This window comes from Tunturiibacter psychrotolerans, from assembly GCF_051013365.1.
Lineage (GTDB): Bacteria > Acidobacteriota > Terriglobia > Terriglobales > Acidobacteriaceae > Edaphobacter > Edaphobacter psychrotolerans_A.
The window spans coordinates 2437652-2454848 of the sequence record NZ_CP132941.1; the positions used below are offsets into that span (position 1 = coordinate 2437652).

General features: G+C 56.9%; 15 protein-coding genes. 12 read left to right on the forward strand and 3 right to left on the reverse strand.

Annotated elements, in window-relative coordinates; all coding sequences use genetic code 11:
- Positions 1-24 precede the first annotated feature (24 nt).
- The 3 genes from ruvX (at position 25) to RBB76_RS10410 (ending at position 1874) form a co-directional block, all read left to right on the forward strand.
- Positions 25-546, forward strand: coding sequence for a Holliday junction resolvase RuvX (gene ruvX / locus RBB76_RS10400; RefSeq protein WP_429632160.1), 522 nt, complete (start codon positions 25-27; stop codon positions 544-546).
- Positions 547-666: 120 nt separating this feature from the next.
- On the forward strand, positions 667-1146 hold the full coding sequence (locus RBB76_RS10405) for a GreA/GreB family elongation factor (RefSeq protein WP_429632162.1): 480 nt from the start codon (positions 667-669) through the stop codon (positions 1144-1146).
- An 89-nt stretch (positions 1147-1235) separates the two neighbouring features.
- Complete coding sequence (locus RBB76_RS10410; RefSeq protein WP_429632164.1) at positions 1236-1874, forward strand: CDP-alcohol phosphatidyltransferase family protein; 639 nt, start codon at positions 1236-1238, stop codon at positions 1872-1874.
- Positions 1875-1989: 115 nt separating this feature from the next.
- Here RBB76_RS10410 and poxB read toward each other — a convergent pair whose 3' ends face one another.
- Positions 1990-3723, reverse strand: coding sequence for a ubiquinone-dependent pyruvate dehydrogenase (gene poxB, locus RBB76_RS10415; protein ID WP_429632166.1), 1734 nt, complete (start codon positions 3721-3723; stop codon positions 1990-1992).
- Positions 3724-3808: 85 nt separating this feature from the next.
- Between poxB and RBB76_RS10420 the strand changes: the two genes are divergently transcribed.
- The 3 genes from RBB76_RS10420 (at position 3809) to RBB76_RS10430 (ending at position 9908) form a co-directional block, all read left to right on the forward strand.
- Entirely contained in the window at positions 3809-4729 is a 921-nt protein-coding gene (locus RBB76_RS10420) for an isoaspartyl peptidase/L-asparaginase (protein ID WP_429632168.1), read from the forward strand.
- Between the two features lie 291 nt (positions 4730-5020).
- Positions 5021-8719, forward strand: coding sequence for a TonB-dependent receptor domain-containing protein (locus tag RBB76_RS10425; protein ID WP_429632170.1), 3699 nt, complete (start codon positions 5021-5023; stop codon positions 8717-8719).
- A gap of 157 nt (positions 8720-8876) precedes the next feature.
- Positions 8877-9908 (forward strand): hypothetical protein, encoded by a 1032-nt coding sequence (locus RBB76_RS10430; RefSeq protein WP_429632172.1) that lies wholly within the window; start codon positions 8877-8879, stop codon positions 9906-9908.
- A gap of 12 nt (positions 9909-9920) precedes the next feature.
- Here RBB76_RS10430 and RBB76_RS10435 read toward each other — a convergent pair whose 3' ends face one another.
- Positions 9921-10520, reverse strand: a complete 600-nt coding sequence (locus tag RBB76_RS10435) for a hypothetical protein (protein WP_429632175.1) — start codon at positions 10518-10520, stop codon at positions 9921-9923.
- An 83-nt stretch (positions 10521-10603) separates the two neighbouring features.
- Between RBB76_RS10435 and RBB76_RS10440 the strand changes: the two genes are divergently transcribed.
- From RBB76_RS10440 to RBB76_RS10455, 4 genes are all read left to right on the forward strand, one after another.
- Positions 10604-11707 carry a nucleoside hydrolase gene (locus tag RBB76_RS10440; RefSeq protein WP_429632177.1) on the forward strand — a complete coding sequence of 368 codons (1104 nt, stop codon included), beginning with the start codon at positions 10604-10606 and terminating at the stop codon, positions 11705-11707.
- A 93-nt stretch (positions 11708-11800) separates the two neighbouring features.
- Positions 11801-12595 (forward strand): NIPSNAP family protein, encoded by a 795-nt coding sequence (locus RBB76_RS10445; RefSeq protein ID WP_429632179.1) that lies wholly within the window; start codon positions 11801-11803, stop codon positions 12593-12595.
- A 57-nt stretch (positions 12596-12652) separates the two neighbouring features.
- Positions 12653-13558, forward strand: coding sequence for a D-hexose-6-phosphate mutarotase (locus RBB76_RS10450; protein WP_429632181.1), 906 nt, complete (start codon positions 12653-12655; stop codon positions 13556-13558).
- Between the two features lie 38 nt (positions 13559-13596).
- Complete coding sequence (locus RBB76_RS10455; RefSeq protein ID WP_429632183.1) at positions 13597-14220, forward strand: Maf family protein; 624 nt, start codon at positions 13597-13599, stop codon at positions 14218-14220.
- A 9-nt stretch (positions 14221-14229) separates the two neighbouring features.
- On the opposite strand, the gene RBB76_RS10460 is transcribed toward RBB76_RS10455, so the two are convergent.
- Positions 14230-15366 carry a M20 family metallopeptidase gene (locus tag RBB76_RS10460; RefSeq protein WP_429632185.1) on the reverse strand — a complete coding sequence of 379 codons (1137 nt, stop codon included), beginning with the start codon at positions 15364-15366 and terminating at the stop codon, positions 14230-14232.
- Positions 15367-15519: 153 nt separating this feature from the next.
- Between RBB76_RS10460 and lpxC the strand changes: the two genes are divergently transcribed.
- Together lpxC and folK are read left to right on the forward strand one after the other, a co-directional pair.
- The gene (lpxC, locus tag RBB76_RS10465; protein WP_429632187.1) at positions 15520-16437 is read left to right on the forward strand and encodes a UDP-3-O-acyl-N-acetylglucosamine deacetylase; all 918 of its coding nucleotides are present in this window, start codon (positions 15520-15522) and stop codon (positions 16435-16437) included.
- Between the two features lie 96 nt (positions 16438-16533).
- On the forward strand, positions 16534-17025 hold the full coding sequence (gene folK, locus RBB76_RS10470; protein ID WP_429632189.1) for a 2-amino-4-hydroxy-6-hydroxymethyldihydropteridine diphosphokinase: 492 nt from the start codon (positions 16534-16536) through the stop codon (positions 17023-17025).
- The last annotated feature ends 172 nt before the right edge of the window (positions 17026-17197 follow it).

The window sequence follows — 17197 nt, forward strand, 5'->3', positions numbered from 1 at the left end:
TCGTGAGCAAGTAGACTCAAATTTGTGACTACCGATGAGAATCCGCGGGGTGATGAGGACGGTGAGGGTGTTGACTCGGTGTCTTCCGGGTCTTCGGAATCGACGGGTGCGCTGGTGGCTCGCGTGCTTGCGTTCGACGTAGGCGATCGGCGGATTGGACTGGCGATCTCGGACCCGCTGGGATATACGGCGCAGCCTCTGTTTACGCTGCATCGGGCGGGGAGGAGAGCGGATTTGAAGTCGGTGGCGCGGGTGCTACGCAAGCATGGGGTGACCGAGGCGGTGGTGGGAAATCCGCTGTACATGTCGGGGGATCAGAGCCCGCAGGCGGCGAAGGCGCAGGCGTTTGCCGAGGATCTGCGGACGGAGTTTGGGCTGACGGTGCATCTGTGGGATGAGCGGCTGACGACGACGCAGGCTCACCGACACCTGGATGATGCCGGACATGCGGCTATGGGGCGGAAGGGGATCATCGACCAGGTGGCGGCGGTATTGATTTTGCAGTCTTTTCTTGAGGCGAGGGCGAATGAACGGGGGCGGTCCTAGAACTCGTGAAAGGGTAGTGGGATGGGTTTTGGCCTTGCGCCATCGTATAATCGAGTTTTGACCAGAGTGCGCTGCCGCGGTAAGGCAAGCGCGCTCGCCTAGTTTTAACCGGAAGGCCCCATGCCAGAACAAGTAATGAAGAGGCTTGCAGAAGAGATTAAGTTGTTGGAGCATGAACTCACGACTGAACTTCCTGCAGAGATTAAGAAGGCCGTCGCACTGGGCGACCTGAGTGAAAACGCCGAATACCACATGGCCAAACAGCGCCAGGTCTTTGTCAACGCCCGACTGGGGCAGTTGAAGAAGCGGATGGGCGAACTGGCCATGGTGAACCTTGTCAATATTCCTAGTGACAAGGTTGGGTTTGGCTCTCGCGTGACGGTGTTCGATTCGAGCAAGGACGAAGAGATCAAGTATCAGTTGGTTACGAGCGAAGAGTCCGATGTGTCCAAGGGGCTGATCTCGACGACTTCGCCGATCGGACGGGCGTTGCTGGGGAAGCAGGTTGGCGATTCCGCGACGGTGATTACGCCGAACGGCAAGCGCGAACTTGAGATCCTGAAGCTGTTGACCATTCACGACGTCGCCGACGAAGAGTAACTCAGGGCGTCGACGGGTGTCCTATACGCATTGCGATGTGGTATCAAGAAAGCGGTAAAAAGCGGGGTTTTCTCCCCTGAGGATTAGTTTTGACCTGGACAAGCGCATTCGGCAAAGGCAGCGGCTGGCTGCTGCAAAAGATCGTGAACGGCCTTGCGCTGACCCGCATCTCGCCTAACGCACTGACGTTCATTGGACTGGTGATCAACATCATCGCGGCGTGTTTCTTTGGGTTTGCGCGACCCTATAACGCTAACCGGATGTTTCTGTATGCAGGGCTGATCATTATCGGAGCCGGTGTCTTCGATATGGTGGATGGACGAGTGGCGCGGAAGACAAACCAGGTCTCGGTGTTTGGCGCGTTTTTTGATTCGGTGATGGATCGCTACTCGGATGTCGCAATTTTCTTTGGTCTGCTGATTTACTACGCGCGGGGCAACCGGTTGTTTTATGTGGGGCTGGTGGCGTTTGTCATGACGGCGTGCGTGATGGTGAGCTATACGCGGGCTCGGGCTGAGGCGTTGATCGGGACGTGCAAGGTCGGGTTTATGGAGCGGCCGGAGCGGATTGTTTGCGTGATCCTGGGTGCGTTGTGCAATCGGTGGGGCGTGATGGCTCCTGCGCTATGGGTGCTGGCGCTGTTTGCTACGTTGACGGTGATTCATCGCATCCGCTACACGTATGTCGAGACTGAGCGACGGAAGAAGCTGATTACGCAGACAAAGTAAGTGCGCCCTGCGCGGGCGGCGGTCACTTCGTGACTTGTATACCGGCTTCGCCCGGGCCTCCCGATGGTCGGCTGAAAGATCTCATCCGACCTTCGGGGGCGCCTGGCGATTCACACTACGACAGGATTCGCTGAATTACGTTGGTCTTTGCCAGGTCGACGATCTCGTCGCCGCGTCCGCTGAGAACACTCTTCGCCATGTAGAGAGAGAAGCCTTTCATCTGCTCGAGGCTGATGTGCGGCGGCATGGAGAGTTCGAGACGATTCACCATCACTTCGACCAATGCAGGGCCCGGGGTTGCGAAGGCGGTTTTTAATGCCGACTCCAGCTCGCTTGGTTTTTCAACGCGAACGCCTTGAATGCCAATTGAGTTGGCGAGAGCGGCAAAGCTTGGGTTGTCGAGATCCGTGGCGTAGGTGACGATGCCTCCGGCCTTCATCTCGAGTTCGACGAAGGCGAGAGCACCGTTGTTGAAGACCACCATTTTGACGGGCAGTTTCTGCTGACGGAGGGTGAGGAGATCGCCCAGCATCATGGCCAGCCCGCCGTCGCCGGAGAGCGTGACGACCTGACGGTTGGGGAACGCTGATTGCGCTCCGATGGCCTGTGGGACGGCGCAGGCCATTGATCCGTGGTTGAAGGAGCCGAGGAGGCGACGGCGTCCGTTCATGGTGAGGTAGCGGGCGGACCAGACGGTTGGTGTGCCTACGTCGCAGGTGAAGATGGCGTCGTCGGCTGCGAGCTGGTCGATGAGTTTTGCAACGTATTGCGGATGGATCGGGGTCTTGTCGTTGTCTGCGCCAGCCAGTTCGGTAAGACCTTCGCGAACTTTTTTGTAGTCTTTTGTCCTGGCGTCGAGATGGGCGCGATCAGTCTTTGTAGTGAGCAGAGGCAGGAGAGCGGAGAGCGTCTCTTTGATGGAGCCGACGAGACCGAGATCGACTTTGGTGCGACGGCCGATCTGGTTGCCGCGAAGATCGATCTGAATGACCTTCGCGTGTTTGGGGAAGAACTGGGGATAGGGGAAGTCAGTCCCTAACATCAGCAGGACGTCACAGTCTTCCATGGCGTGGTAGCCGGAGCTGAAGCCGATGAGGCCGGTGAGCCCGACGTCGAAGGGATTGTCGTACTCGATGTATTCCTTGCCGCGGAGGGCGTGGACGATCGGTGATTTCAAGGCCTCTGCGGTGGCGATGAGCTCTTTGTGTGCGTCCTTGCAGCCTGCTCCGCCGAGGATGGTGACTTTGGCTCCTGCGTTGAGGATTTCGGCGGCGTCGCGAAGCTCTTCGTCGTTGGGGCGGATGAGGGGACGGGCGAGCCTGATGGGTGCGGGGTCGCATTCGGCGGCGCTGTGGAGAGCGACGTCTCCGGGGATTACGATGACGGAGACGCCGGAGAGGTTGATGGCGGTGCGCATGGCGATGTTGAGGACGCGCGGCATCTGTTCGGGGATGCCGACCATCTCGCAGTAGTCGCTGCACTCTTTGAAGAGATTCTGGGGATGAGTTTCCTGAAAGTAGTTAGTGCCGATCTCGGGGCTGGGGATGTGGGCGGCGATGGCGAGGACAGGCACGCGGTTGCGATGGCAGTCGAAGAGGCCATTGATGAGGTGAAGGTTGCCGGGGCCGCAGCTTGCGGCGCAGACTGCGAGGGAGCCGGTGAGATGAGCGTCTGCTCCGGCGGCGAATGCGGCGGCCTCTTCGTTGCGCACGTGGATCCATTCCATGGTGCCGTCTCGGCGAAGGGCGTCGGTAAATCCGTTGAGAGAGTCGCCGGGGAGACCGTAGATGCGTTTGACGCCGGCGATCTTCAGGGTTTCGACGATTAGATCAGCGATTGTCTTTGCCATTGAATTCCTCGATTAGTTTTGATGCTATGACGAGTTGGTGTTGATTTTAAGACTGGAGAGGTGCATCCCGTAGACTTGAGATGCGATGAGTGTTCAACCAGTTTTGTTAATTCATGGCGGTGCGTGGGCAATGCCTGACGATGCCATTGCTGCTCACGAAGATGGCATCGCGAATGCGCTTGCCGCCGGTTATGCGTTGTTGGAGCGGGGCGCTTCGGCGGTGGATGCTGTGGAGGCTGCGGTTGCGGTGATGGAGGACGACGACACGTTTGACGCGGGGCGTGGGTCGTTTCTGACGCAGGATGGCCGGGTGCAGATGGATGCTCTGCTGATGAATGGCGAGAATCTTCGTACCGGTGGCGTGGCGTGCGTGGAGCGGCTGCGGAATCCGATACGGGCTGCGCGGTTGGTGCTGGATAAGTCGCCGCATGTCTATTTTGTTGGGGTGGGGGCTGAGAGGTTTGCGCGACAGCATGGGATGGCACTTTGCGACAACATGGAGCTGGTGGTGCCGCGGGAGCGGGAGCGGTTATATAAGGCTCAGGCCGATGAGTTGGCGGGACTGCCGGATGTGACTTTTTCGGGGAGTCTTGAGTCGCACGATACGGTGGGGGCGGTGGCGCTTGATGTTCACGGCAATATTGCTGCGGGGACCAGTACGGGCGGAACGCTGAATAAGGCTCCGGGCCGCGTCGGGGATTCTTCATTGATCGGATGTGGCTGCTATGCGGATAATCTTTCGGCGGCGGTGTCGCTGACGGGTTGGGGCGAGCCGATTATGAAGCTGGTGCTGGGCAAGTGGGCCGTGGATCGAGTTGCGGCTGGGGCGAGTCCGGATGAGGCTGCGCATGAGGCGATCGATTATTTGTTCAATCGTCTGGGTGGGCACGGCGGAATTATTCTGTTGGGGCCGGATGGGCGGGTCGGGATGGCACACAATACGCCGCGTATGGCTTGGGGATTGCAGTCATCGGCTGGGAAGCAGTTGGGTGTTACCCGCAATTAGTCCAATTACGGTAGCGCAGATGCGTGATATGCGGCTCCCGTTCTGCGCGTGGCGGTGGTGACTGGCGGGGATCGCCGCAGCGGGGAGGAGTTGGGAGAGCTGCGCAAAGTTCACAAAACAGCTGACGTTGGAGACCTTTCTATAACGGGGATTGATCAGTTAAATGCAGGGTCTCCGGTTTCCTCTTGCGTACTGAATGGTCATTCATGTAGAACATCGCGTCGTTAAAGTTGTCAGTCGGGCCGTTGCCAAATGAGTTGGGGCCTGCTGACACAACGGGGAGCAACACGCATGTTCAAAGTCAATTCGCGGCTTTTTGTCTTCACCGCTCTGGCCGCTGTTCTTTTTCTGGTGAGTTCTTTTTCCACCGGTCTATGGGCTCAAAACATCTCAACGGCGCAGCTCAACGGCACGGTTCACGATCAGACCGGGGCTGTCATTCCGAACGCGACGGTCACGATCACAGATGACTCGAAGGGCTTTTCCCGCACGACGACTACCGATGGGCAAGGAAACTACCGCCTGCTGCTGCTGCCGCCGGGCACCTATGCAGTTAGGGCGACAGCAAAGGGCTTTAACACGTACGTCAGCGAGAAGGTGGTCTTGACCACCGGGGAACAGGGTGAGCTTCCGCTCTCGCTTACAGTAGGGACGACGCAGGTTGTGACGGTGAGCTCGGGCGCCGACATTATTGAAACGCAGCGGAGCTCGCAGTCCACTACGGTAGACGAACTTCGCATCGACAACCTGCCTACGAACGGGCGTAACTACATCAACTTCACGCTGACGAACTCGCAGATTGCGCGCGACGCGGCGCCTTCCATCGGGGCGATTCCGACCTCGGGGCTGAACTTTGGCGGTGTTCGGGCGCGTTCGAATTCAATCAACGTCGATGGGGCCGATGCGGGCGATTACATCTCTGGCGGCACGCGAACGACGGTGTCGCAGGATGCGGTGCAGGAGTTCCAGATCATCACGAACGGCTTTGCGGCGGAGTATGGCAGGGCGTCGGGCGGCGTGGTAAATATTGTGACTAAATCAGGCACAAATACTACGCATGGGAGCGCGTTCGGGTTTCTGCGCAATCGCTATATTCAGGCGACGAACCCTTTTTCGACTGTGTACCAGCCGGCTTATACGCGGGTTCAGGCAGGTTTTACGATTGGCGGCGCGATTGTTCCTGATAAAACGTTCTACTTCTTTTCGACCGAGATTACGCGGCGGCAGGAGACGGGTTTTTCGGATATCGGATCGAACAACTTTGGCTTGACGAACATCGATGTGAGCCGGTTCTACGGGGTTGCGGGTGGGGCTCTTACGATTCAGGGAACGCCGGAACAGCAGGCGTTTCTGCAGAATGCGGGCGTCCCAGCGAATACGCCAGGGATTCAACAGTACATTGCGCTGGTTGGATCGGGATCGACGCTGGCGACGACGGGGCAGAATCCTGCATTTCTGCAATCGACGATTGGGCCAAGAAACTTTGTTACTTCTGGACAGCCGACGCCTGCCTCGTTTACGCCGCTCAACAGTCTGATCGGGAACTTTCCGGTCACGGAAAAGACCGAGGTGTATTCGCTGCGGATCGACCATAAGCTGACGAGCAATCAGCAGCTTGTTCTGCATGCGAGCGTGAGCCCGAGCTACATTACGGGAATCGAAGAGAGTGCGGCGAACCAGAATCTTGGCGAGAATTCTTTCTCCCGCACGGCGACGCAGAGTCTGCACGATTTTGCGATCGCGGGTCAGTACACGATCATCATCGGCAACAACAAAGTGAATGACCTGCGCTTCCAGTTTGCGCGGCATCCGGTGAGATTCGCGAATACCAATTCGCCGGGCGGCGACAACACAGCGGTAAATATTCCAGGTTATGCGTATTTTGGGAAGACACCATTTTCCGTTGTCGACCGGATTGAGGATCAAAATCAGCTGCAGGACAACTTTACGTACACGGTCGGCGGTCACACGCTCAAGATGGGTATCGACCTTCGATATATTCCCATCAATCTGCTGCAGGGGCAGCTCTATGGTGGGGGCGACTACACGTTTGCGGGTTTGAATGCGACGGATGTTTCGCCATTACTTGAGGGACTTCCAGGCTTCTCTGCAGTTCAGGCGTATGGATTGGGGATTCCGCAGTCGTTCGCGCAGGGCATCGGACAGACGACCTATAAGTACGACCTGAAGACGCTTGGCTGGTTTCTGCAGGATAGCTGGCGGGCGACGAGCAGGATGACGTTGAATCTCGGGATTCGGTATGACGTTGAGGCGTTTCCGACGCAGCTTGCTCTGAACGACAACACTAATCAAGCTGAGAGGCTCTATGGGATCCGCGAGGGCATCCGGCTGGCGCCAACAAACTTTGCGCCGCGTATTGGAATTGCGTACGACGTGCGAGGCGATGCGAAGACCGTAATTCGCGCGAACTACGGGCTGTTTTACGATCGTGCGCCGGGAAATCTTGAGTCGCAGTCGATGATTTTTAACTCGACGAAGGTTCCTCTGGTGATTCTTGGCGGCGGCTCTCCGTGCAGCATCGCCAGTCCGAATGGTGCAGCAAGTCCACTTAATTTGAATGCTACGAATGCGTTCCAGGGATCCCTGGGAAATCCGAATTGCCTTGGCGCCGCGGCGGCTGGGGTCAACTACATTGCGAGTCAGCAGCGGTTCGATCCTGATAATTCTAATTCTGTATTCGCAAATCAGAATTTTCTGGCGGCCGGATTTCCACTGGCGATTCTTCCCTCTGGTCTGCCTGCAGACCTGCACTACGTGACGCCTTACGTGCAGCAGATCTCTTTCGGGGTGGAGACGGATCTTGGTCACGATATGTCACTAAACGTTGCTTTCAATTCGACGGGCGGACGGCACCTGAATCGGCCGGTGAACGTAAATCCCGTAAATCCGCAGTTGCTAACCGCAAATTGGCGCAATGCGGTAAATGCGGTGAAGGCGGGGACCGCGGCTCCGGGGACTGCAGGCCCAACGTCGAATCCGTTGACGGTGGGAACCGCGGCTGGGGTCAATCCTTGCGGCGTCGGTCCTACGGGACCATTCGTGACTCCGGCGCTGCTGAACTTCTTCCGCAAGTCGGGGCTCAATACGTCGCTGGCGAGCTTTCTCGCGAATCCGAATGTTGGCGGTGGTCAATGCGTTGCGCTGGCCAGCGAGATAGCAGCGACGGATGGGCTGGGCGTCGGTATTCCGGTTCCATTCGGCGATATGACACCTAATCTTACGACCGGGACGTCCAGCTATAACGCGCTGAGCGTGAACCTGAGGAAGCGCTACAGTACGAACTTTGAGTTTCTGGTCAGCTACACTTTGTCGCATGCCATCGACGACTCGACCGATGTTGTGTCCACGTCGGACGCGCCGCAGAGCAACTTCAACCCGAATGCGGAGCGAAGCAACTCCACTTTCGATCAGCGGCACCGCTTTGTGCTTTCGGGGGTTTATAACTCGGGCCGTCTAGGGGGCTCGGGATTTGTTCCGACGGTCTTCTCGAATTTCACCGTTGCGCCGATCTTTGAGGTCTCTTCGGGAAGGCCGTTTAATATTCTGACCGGAACGGATACGAACTTTGATTTCGATCCGCTCACGGATCGGCCTAATGCGGTCGCCCCCGGTAGCGGGACCACAAGCTGCGGCACCGCTCCGGTGCTGTCGAAGTACTCTCCGACTGGGGCTTTCAATCTGCCGTGCTATGCCGATGCACCAGGGGATGCCGGTCCGACAAGCAACTACTATGCCGGAGACCTTGGCCGCAATGTCGGCGTAAAGCCTTATACCGTGTTCACGGATTTGCGTATTGCGAAAGCGTTCACGTTTCCGCATCAGATCGCGCTCCAAGTTACTGCTGATGTCTTCAACCTGATCAATAAGAACAACACGCTGGATGTGAACCTGCTCTATACCGCGGCGGGTACGCCGACTGCTGCATCAGATCCTCGACAGTTTCAGTTTGGCGCCAGGGTTTCTTTCTAGCTGGCGCTACAACTCTGCAACCCCTTTTCAACCTCTCATCCCCATTTTGTGGGCCTATGTGAAAAGGGCACAACCTCCTGCGAAAATAGGGGTTTGGGTCGATGAGGTCTGTCGATCGCATCTGAGGCAGAGAGGTTTGGTGCTGAGAGGTTTGGGGATGGGAAAGATGCGCGCCTGCGTGACGGCGCTCGTTATTTTGGCGTTGGCGATGGGCGGAGTTTTGGCGCGAGCGGATGCGGCGCTGCTGATGGAAGAGCCCTACGGTGAATTCGGGGCGTTCAATCCAACTGGCCATGCGGCAATTTATCTGAATCACATTTGCGCGGAGTCGCCGACTAGGCTGCGGCCTTGTGGAGCAGGCGAGCCCGGTGCGGTGATCAGCCGCTATCACAAGATCGATGGCTATGATTGGCTGGCTATTCCGTTGGTGCCGTATCTGTATGCGGTGGAGCGGGTGGAGGATGTGCCGAAGACGGCGGATGCTGCGCTTGAGGCCAACTTGCGCGATCAATACAGGCGAGACCATCTGCTTGCGCTTGCGCCCGATGTAGAAAAGGGCAAGAAGGTAGGTGAAGCTCCCGGAGGCGAATGGACGCAGCTTGTGGGAGCGTCGTACGACCGCAGGATCTACGGCTTTCAGATTCAGACGACAGCAGAGGAAGATGAGCAGTTTATGAATCAGTTCAACGACAACCGAAATGTTGGACATTTCAATCTGCTGTTTCACAACTGCGCCGATTTTTCGCGGACGTTGCTTGATGTTTATTATCCGCACAGCGTGCATCGAAACTTCTTTTCCGACCTGGGAATTACCACGCCGAAACAAGTGGCGCGATCGCTGACGAAGTATGCCGATCAGCATCCTGATCTGAAGTTTTCGACGTTCATGATTCCGCAGGTTCCGGGAAGTATTAAGCGGAGTCACCCCATCGATGGCGTGCTGGAGGCGGTGGTGAAGTCGAAGAAGTACGTTGTGCCGTTGGCGATCCTGAATCCCGAGGTTGCGGCTGGATTTGTGGTGGCTTACCTGACGGATGGGCGCTTCAAAGCGCCGAAGGATGCTGCTGTCGAGTTGATACCGGGAGAGCCGACGACGCTGACTGGCGCTCCATCTGCTGCTGGAGCGGAAGACGTGCGGCGGCCGTTGCCTGCGCCAGCAGTAACGCCAGCTTCGGCGACTCCGCAGTAGACGTCATCGAAGCTAGTTGACTTTCAGGTTGGCGTCGGCGTCCATAACCAGAGATTCTCCTTCGACGAGGAGGGAGTGCAGCTTTAGCGAGTCGAGCGAAAGGGCGTAGCCAGTGGTTTCGGTCGAGCGACTGAGAAGCTGACGCATTAGGACAGCTGCGTTGACCTTCATCTGTGCGGGGACCTTGTGGCTGAGGAAGGGCGCGAGGATGAAGTTCAACTCGCGGGATTCGCTGAGGCGTTCGATTCGCGCATCGCGAAATCCGATGCTTTCTTCTTCAGCTTCGGGGATGAGCGAGACGTCGGTGTCGGTGGTGAGCGAGACGCCGAGGCAGGTGCCGTGGACGGAGGTTCCGAGCTTCGATTTCGCGTGAACGTGGACGACGATGCGATCCTGGATGAAGGTGACGTGGGGCGACTCGGCGTAGACGTAGCAGGGAGAGGTGGCGTCTCCGCGGATGTAGTAACGGCCTTGTGGGCCGTTGAAGAGCTGGGCACGGAGTGTGCGCTCCAATGCTTGCGCGGAGACTTTGACCTCGATTGCAGAGGAAGAGCTGGATGTAGAGAGCAGAAGAGCCAGGGGAAGCAGCAGGTAGAGCTGGGGTCGGCGCATGTTGTTTTAAAGATAATGGCAGATGCGAGGAGAGCCTACTGTTTTGCCGTCGAGCCTTTGATGGCTGGTAATCTGTGCTGACCATGACTCGAAAACTTTCTCTGTTTTTCATCGTGCTCGTTGGCGGCTTGATCTCACAGTTTGGAAGCGCCCAGGCTCGGCGGATGGTCTTGATCGATCAGGACGGATCTGGTCCGGGCGGCTCCAATCAGATGGCGATGATGGTGCTGCTGCAATCTCCGAAGGCGGAGGTGCTGGGCATCACGATGGTGAGTGGAAACGCGTGGGAGCCGGAGGAGGTGCAGCACACGCTGCGCATGCTCGAGCTGATCCATCGCACAGATGTCCCCGTAGTGCCAGGGGCAATCTTTCCTCTGGTACGGACGGAAGAGGAGACGAAGATTCAGCGGCAGTTGAACGGTACCCTGCCCTGGTACGGGGCGTGGGGAGATCTGGCAGCGAAGACGAGCGCCCAACCATACCATGACCCCTATGTGTTGCCGAAGCTGAAAGAAGGTGAGCCCACGATAAAACCGTTGGCCGAAGATGCGGCGCACTTTCTTATTCGTCAGGTGCACGCGCATCCGCATCAGGTCACGATCTACGCTGCCGGGCCGCTGACGAACATTGCGCTTGCGATTTCGATCGACCCGCACTTCGCGGAGCTGACACAGGGCATTGTGATTATGGGAGGCAGTCTGAGTCCGCAGACGAGAGATCCTGAGTTCGCCAACGATCCGCGCCATGAGTTCAACTTCTGGTTCGATCCTGAGGCTGCTCATATAACGCTGCGAGCGCATTGGCCGCGCATCGATCTGACTACGGTGGACATCTCGATAAAGACGGATTTTACCAAGGCGATGCTTGAGGATATTGCCAGCTCACCCAATCCTGCTGCGAAGTATCTGGCAGACTACACGGGCGAGTTCTATTACTTGTGGGATGAGCTTGCGGCTGCTGCGTGGCTCGATCCGGGGATTATCACGAAGGAGGAGAAACTGTATGTCGATGTGGACCTGACCCGCGGTCCGTTTTATGGAGACACACTCACATGGACTGAGGACGACAAGCCTCGACTGGATCTGCAGCTTGTCCATGTGCAAACGGACCTCGATCTACCGCGATTCAACAAGCTCTTCCTTGAGTTGATGAAGAGCCCGCCTCAGCATAGTCCTTCTGAGAGATAGCAAGACAGGCTTCGGCGGGAGCTTAATATTTCGGCCTGTATTTTTTGTGTAGGATTCTCCGTGTCGGAATTTTCAGTCAACTGGGAGGCTTTGATGGAAAGACGTGATTTTTTAACCGCTACTCTTGCAACGTCTGCTCTCGCGCTTGCGAATCAGTCGTCGGCTCAGACCTCCTCTGGTAAGCCGCGTGAATATTATGAGATTCGCAGATATCACCTGCAGACGGGGCCGCAGGTTAAGCTCACTGATAGTTACATATCGGATGCATTGATTCCTGCGCTGAATCGGATGGGGATTGCGCCTATCGGGGCTTTCCGCCTGGACATAGGACCTGACACGCCGACACTGTATCTTTTGCTGCCGTGTTCGAAGCTCGAGACACTTGTCTCTGCTGAGTTACAGCTTGCTCATGATGAGCAGTTCATGAAAGCGGCAGAGCCGTTCTGGAATGCACCGGCGACCGCCCCCGCGTTTCAACGAATCGATAGTTCGCTGCATATTGCCTTTGAAGGATGGCCTAAGCTGACTCCGCCGACTGCGACTGCTGAGCATAGCAAGAGAATCTTTCAGCTGCGCACTTACGAGAGCCCCAGCAGCCAGGGCCATGTTCGCAAGGTTGAGATGTTTCATCACGGCGAGTTTGAGATCTTTCAACGGGCCGGGTTCGCTCAGGTTTTCTATGGAGATACACTGATCGGCCCTCGGATGCCAAATCTTACGTACATGCTGAGCTTTTCGGATCTGACTGACCTCAATGCGAAGTGGGATAAGTTTCGTGCGGATCCTGAATGGATCAAGCTAAGGAGTTCGGCGCGTTACAACTCCGAAGAGATTGTGAGTAATATTTCGAATCTGGTCATGAGCCCAACGGCTTATTCGCAGATCTAAGTTGTTATCGGCGATTTTGTTAAGGTTGCTGGAACCCAGCTTCATGAAGAGGAAAGTATGGATATCAATCAACTCAACGAACACTTTGGGCTGCCGGGCGTTCTTGCGTTTCAAGCGACGGCAAGCGGACTTATTCGCGCTGACGTCACAACGCCACACGCCACCGCGACCGTGTATCTGCAGGGCGCCCATGTGGCGGCGTGGCAGCCTGCGGAACACAAGCCCGTTATCTTTACCAGCCGCAAGACCGAATTGAAACCGGGGAAGGCAATTCGTGGCGGAGTGCCGATTGCGTTCCCGTGGTTTGCGAACCGCCATGACGGAAAGACAGGTCCGTCGCATGGCTTCGCGAGGATTCAGGATTGGACGCTTGCTTTCGCTGCGCTTGCCGGAGAGGATCTGCACCTTACGTTTACGCTGGGGCCTAACGAGCTCAGCCGCAGTCTGGGATTCGATCAGTTCCGTTTGGCCTATCAGCTCACGATTGGGCGAACGCTTACGATGCAACTGACCGTGGCCAATGATGGTGGTGCGCCACTTGTCTTTGAAGAAGCTCTGCACACCTACTATGCGGTTACGGATATTCATGAGATTGCCATCTCCGGTCTTGACGGTGTGAGCTATCTCGACAAGGTCGACAATTTCAACAAGAAGCTGCAGCACGGCGACATTACAGTTACAGGCCCGACCGATCGCGTGTATCTGGATACGACTGCCACCTGCGTGCTGAAGGATCATGCGGGCAAGCGCCACATCTCGGTTGCAAAGACCGGTTCGACCACGACAGTCGTGTGGAATCCGTGGGAAGAGGGAGCGGCGAAGCTGGCTGATATGGATCCTACGGAGTGGCATGAGTTTGTGGCGATTGAAACGGTCAATGCCGCGACGGATGCGATCACGCTTGCTCCGGGCGCGACGCACACGATGCAGGCGCGGGTCACGGTGGAGACGGTTGGGATTTAGTTCTCGCTTCAGGCTGGAGATTTTGCGGATGGGCCGTTGTGCCGATACTCTCAGAAGGTATGCTCATCCTTGCTTCCGCTTCGCCACGTCGCCACGAACTTCTTACGCAGGCTGGTCTCAGGTTTACTGCTGAGGCCGCAAATCTTAACGAAGATCTTTTGCCAAATGAAGCTGCCGCCCCTTATGTTCAGCGGCTTGCTGAAGAGAAGGCCCAGGCGGTCTGGAACGCTCATCGGGACTCAGATACGGCCGATGACCCGCTGGTTGTTCTTGGCGCTGATACCTGCGTCGTGGTCGAAGGCAACATTCTGGGCAAGCCCGTCGATAGTGCCGATGCGCGTCGCATGCTGGAGATGCTGAGTGGGCGCACTCATGCGGTGCTGACGGGAATTGCAGCGATCAGCGCGAAGAGGACGGTTCGGGATCTCGATATCACCCAGGTGACGTTTAATGTGATCACCGACGTGGAGATCGCGAGGTACATCGCCAGTGGCGAGCCGCTTGATAAGGCGGGCGCGTACGCGATCCAGGGCTATGCGGCGCGATGGATTCCACGGATCGAGGGATGCTACTTCAACGTGGTCGGTCTGCCGATCGCTCGCACGATTGCGGCGCTGGCGCTGGCTGAATCGGAGAGTGGGCCTGTCGTGGAGAAGATTTAGACGGTCTGTTCACTCGATGCTGGCGATCATCGCCGCGAGGAGAGCTGTGCGCGGGACGAGGTGTTCGATGACGACGGACTCGTGAGCGGCATGGGCTCCGTCTCCGACTGCACCCATGCCGTCGAGCGTGGGGATTCCGAGGGCGGCGGTGAAGTTGCCGTCGGAGCCACCGCCGGTTGAGGCTTCTTCGAGTGCGAAGCCGAGTTGTGCTGCGAGCGACCTGGCTTTTTTGAAGAGTGCGACTGTGCCGGGTTTGCGTTCCATGGGGGGGCGGTTGATGCCGCCGGTGATGGTGAGTTTGCAGTGCGGGTCGGAGACTTTGAGGCTGCGAAACAATTTGTCGACGTAGGCAGCATCGCTGGCTTTGGCGATGCGGACGTCGACCTCAGTCGAGGCTTGCGAAGGGACCACATTGGACCGTGTTCCACCAGCGATAACACCACAATTTACCGTCAGTTTTCGCTCAAGATTGGTGAATCCGGAGATTGTTTGGATGAGTTTTGCCAGTTCGAGCACCGCTGAATGGCCGCGCTCGAAGTCGACTCCACTATGTGCGCTTACGCCTGTAACCTGAACATTGTATTGGCCTACGCCCTTGCGAGAAGTCTTGTAGGCGAGGCCCTGGGCAGGTTCTAGGACCAGAACCGCGGAAGACTCTTGAGCTAGTTTCTCTGTGATGGGACGTGAAATCGTGCTCCCTACCTCTTCGTCGCTATTTAGAAGGAGAATGACTGGGCGAGCTAACTTTAGCTGCTGCAGGGTTTGGATGGCGGTCAGAGCCATTACTACGCCGGTTTTCATGTCCAGGACGCCGGGTCCCCATAGCCGTCCCTCAGCTTTACGCCAAGGCATCGTTTTGAGGGTTCCTAGTGGCCAGACGGTATCGAGATGGCCGAGGAGTACAACGGGCTTGCGAGGGGAGCGCGGGGGACCGAAGCGGAGCTCCAAAACATCGCCGAATTGGCGCTGTTTATGGCGTCTGGCTCGTCCACCCATGTTTCGGGACCAAAGTTCGACCAAGTCGACGGCTGCGTTAACTGCCTCCCGGTCTTCACTTGGAGACTCCTGCTGGACGAGTTCTCGGAGGGTGTCCTGAAGCCACCCCTTATTCTGGTCTGCGGCGTTGAGGATCGCGGTGGCATCCATGGACGGATGTTATAGCAATGAAAGGCGTTAGTTTGATGGTTTCCTGAGGAAAAAAGTAGTCATTTCAAAGGGGATTATGTGGCTTATTTGCCACAGCAACGCAATCGTTTTCCACTGTAGTCTCACAGATGGTTTTGTCGGAGGCGCCGTTTCGTGGCTTTGGAAGCTCATTTTGAGCAGACAATCCGTTCGGAGATAGAGTTCAGTGGCGTCGGCTTACATAGCGGGGCGCCTGTGCTGATGCGATTGATCCCGGCGCCCGCGGGATCCGGTATCGTCTTTCGTCGCACAGACTTAGACAACTTTGAGATTGCTGCGATCGGGCGAAACGTCGCTAAGGTGAGCTATGCGACGAGCCTTATGCGTCAGAGTGTTTTGATTTCAACGACCGAACATCTGCTTTCTGCTCTTATCGGCTTTGGCGTGGATAACGTGATCGTTGAGGTGGATAACCTTGAGGTTCCTATTCTCGATGGGAGTGCTTTGCCCTATGTGCAAGCCTTTCATTCTGTGGGGCTTAAGCAGCAGAGGCGAAAGCGGGAGTACCTGAAGATTTTGAAAGAGGTTGAGGTTCGGGAGGGATCGAAGTTTATTGGGGTCTATCCGGGGACCGGGTACCGCATTCAATATACGATTGATTTTCCGCAACCCATTGGTTATGAGACGTTTAAGGGTGATCTGGCGACCGGGGATTACGTTAAATTAATTGCTCCGGCACGGACGTTCGGGTTCAAAGAAGATGAGGCGATGTTGCGGGATATGGGGCTTATTCGTGGGGTTTCGGACGAGAGCGCTATTATTCTTTCGCGGCAAGGTGTTGAAAATGGACCGCTTAGGTTCAACGATGAGTTCGTTCGGCATAAGGTGTTGGATCTGATTGGGGATCTTGCGTTGGCGGGGCGCAGGATTCAGGGCCGGGTGGTGGCCGAGCGGGCGGGACATGCGATGCATACTGCTCTTGTGCAAAGACTTATGCGTGACCGGTCGGCGTGGGAGCTGGCACATGGGTATGATGAAGTTGCGGAACCGGCTGGGATGTTGGGGCAGTTGCAGCCAGCGACTGTTTCGTAAATCTGTGGTGATAATGCGTGGTTGGGTGATGGTGGATTGTGGTGACGATGTGGTGATTTGTGTGGCTGCTACGCACTGTCTTCTGGCGGTGCGGGGATGAAGGCGGTCGCGGCGATTGCGTTGGGGTCAAATCTCGATTCTGACTTTGGAGATCGCCAGGCGAATCTGGAAGAGGCCGTGCGGTTGATTGGGGAGCTTGGTGAGGTGACTGCGGTCTCTTCGTTTTACGATACGGAGCCGGTGGGGTATCTGGAGCAGCCCAAATTTTTGAATGGAGCGATTTTGGTTGCGACCGATTTGGAGCCGGCGGCTTTGTTGCGCGAGTTACTTACGGTGGAGAGGGCGATGGGGCGGGACCGGGCGAGCGCTGTGGTCAAGGGGCCTCGGGTGATCGATCTCGACCTGTTGCTCTATGCCGATCGAGAGTGGGGCGATGTGGTGATGGAGACAGAGGAGCTGACGTTGCCGCATCCTGCAATGCAGGAGCGTCGCTTTGTGCTTGAGCCGCTGAAGGAAATCGCGCCGGAGTGGGTGCATCCGGTGCTGGGGCTGACGGTGGGAGAGCTGCTAGAGCGGCTTTGCGGGTAGGTATCTTGAGATAACCGGCGGACGGTTTGAGGAGAACAAACAACGGCAATATTTGTCGTTACGGCTTCGCCTTCACTCCTGCCTTCGGCAGAGCGGAGCCCATTCATCGCGCGAGTGCGGCGCGATGAATGGGGCACCCGGCTGGGGCTGACAGTGGAGGAGATGCTGGAGC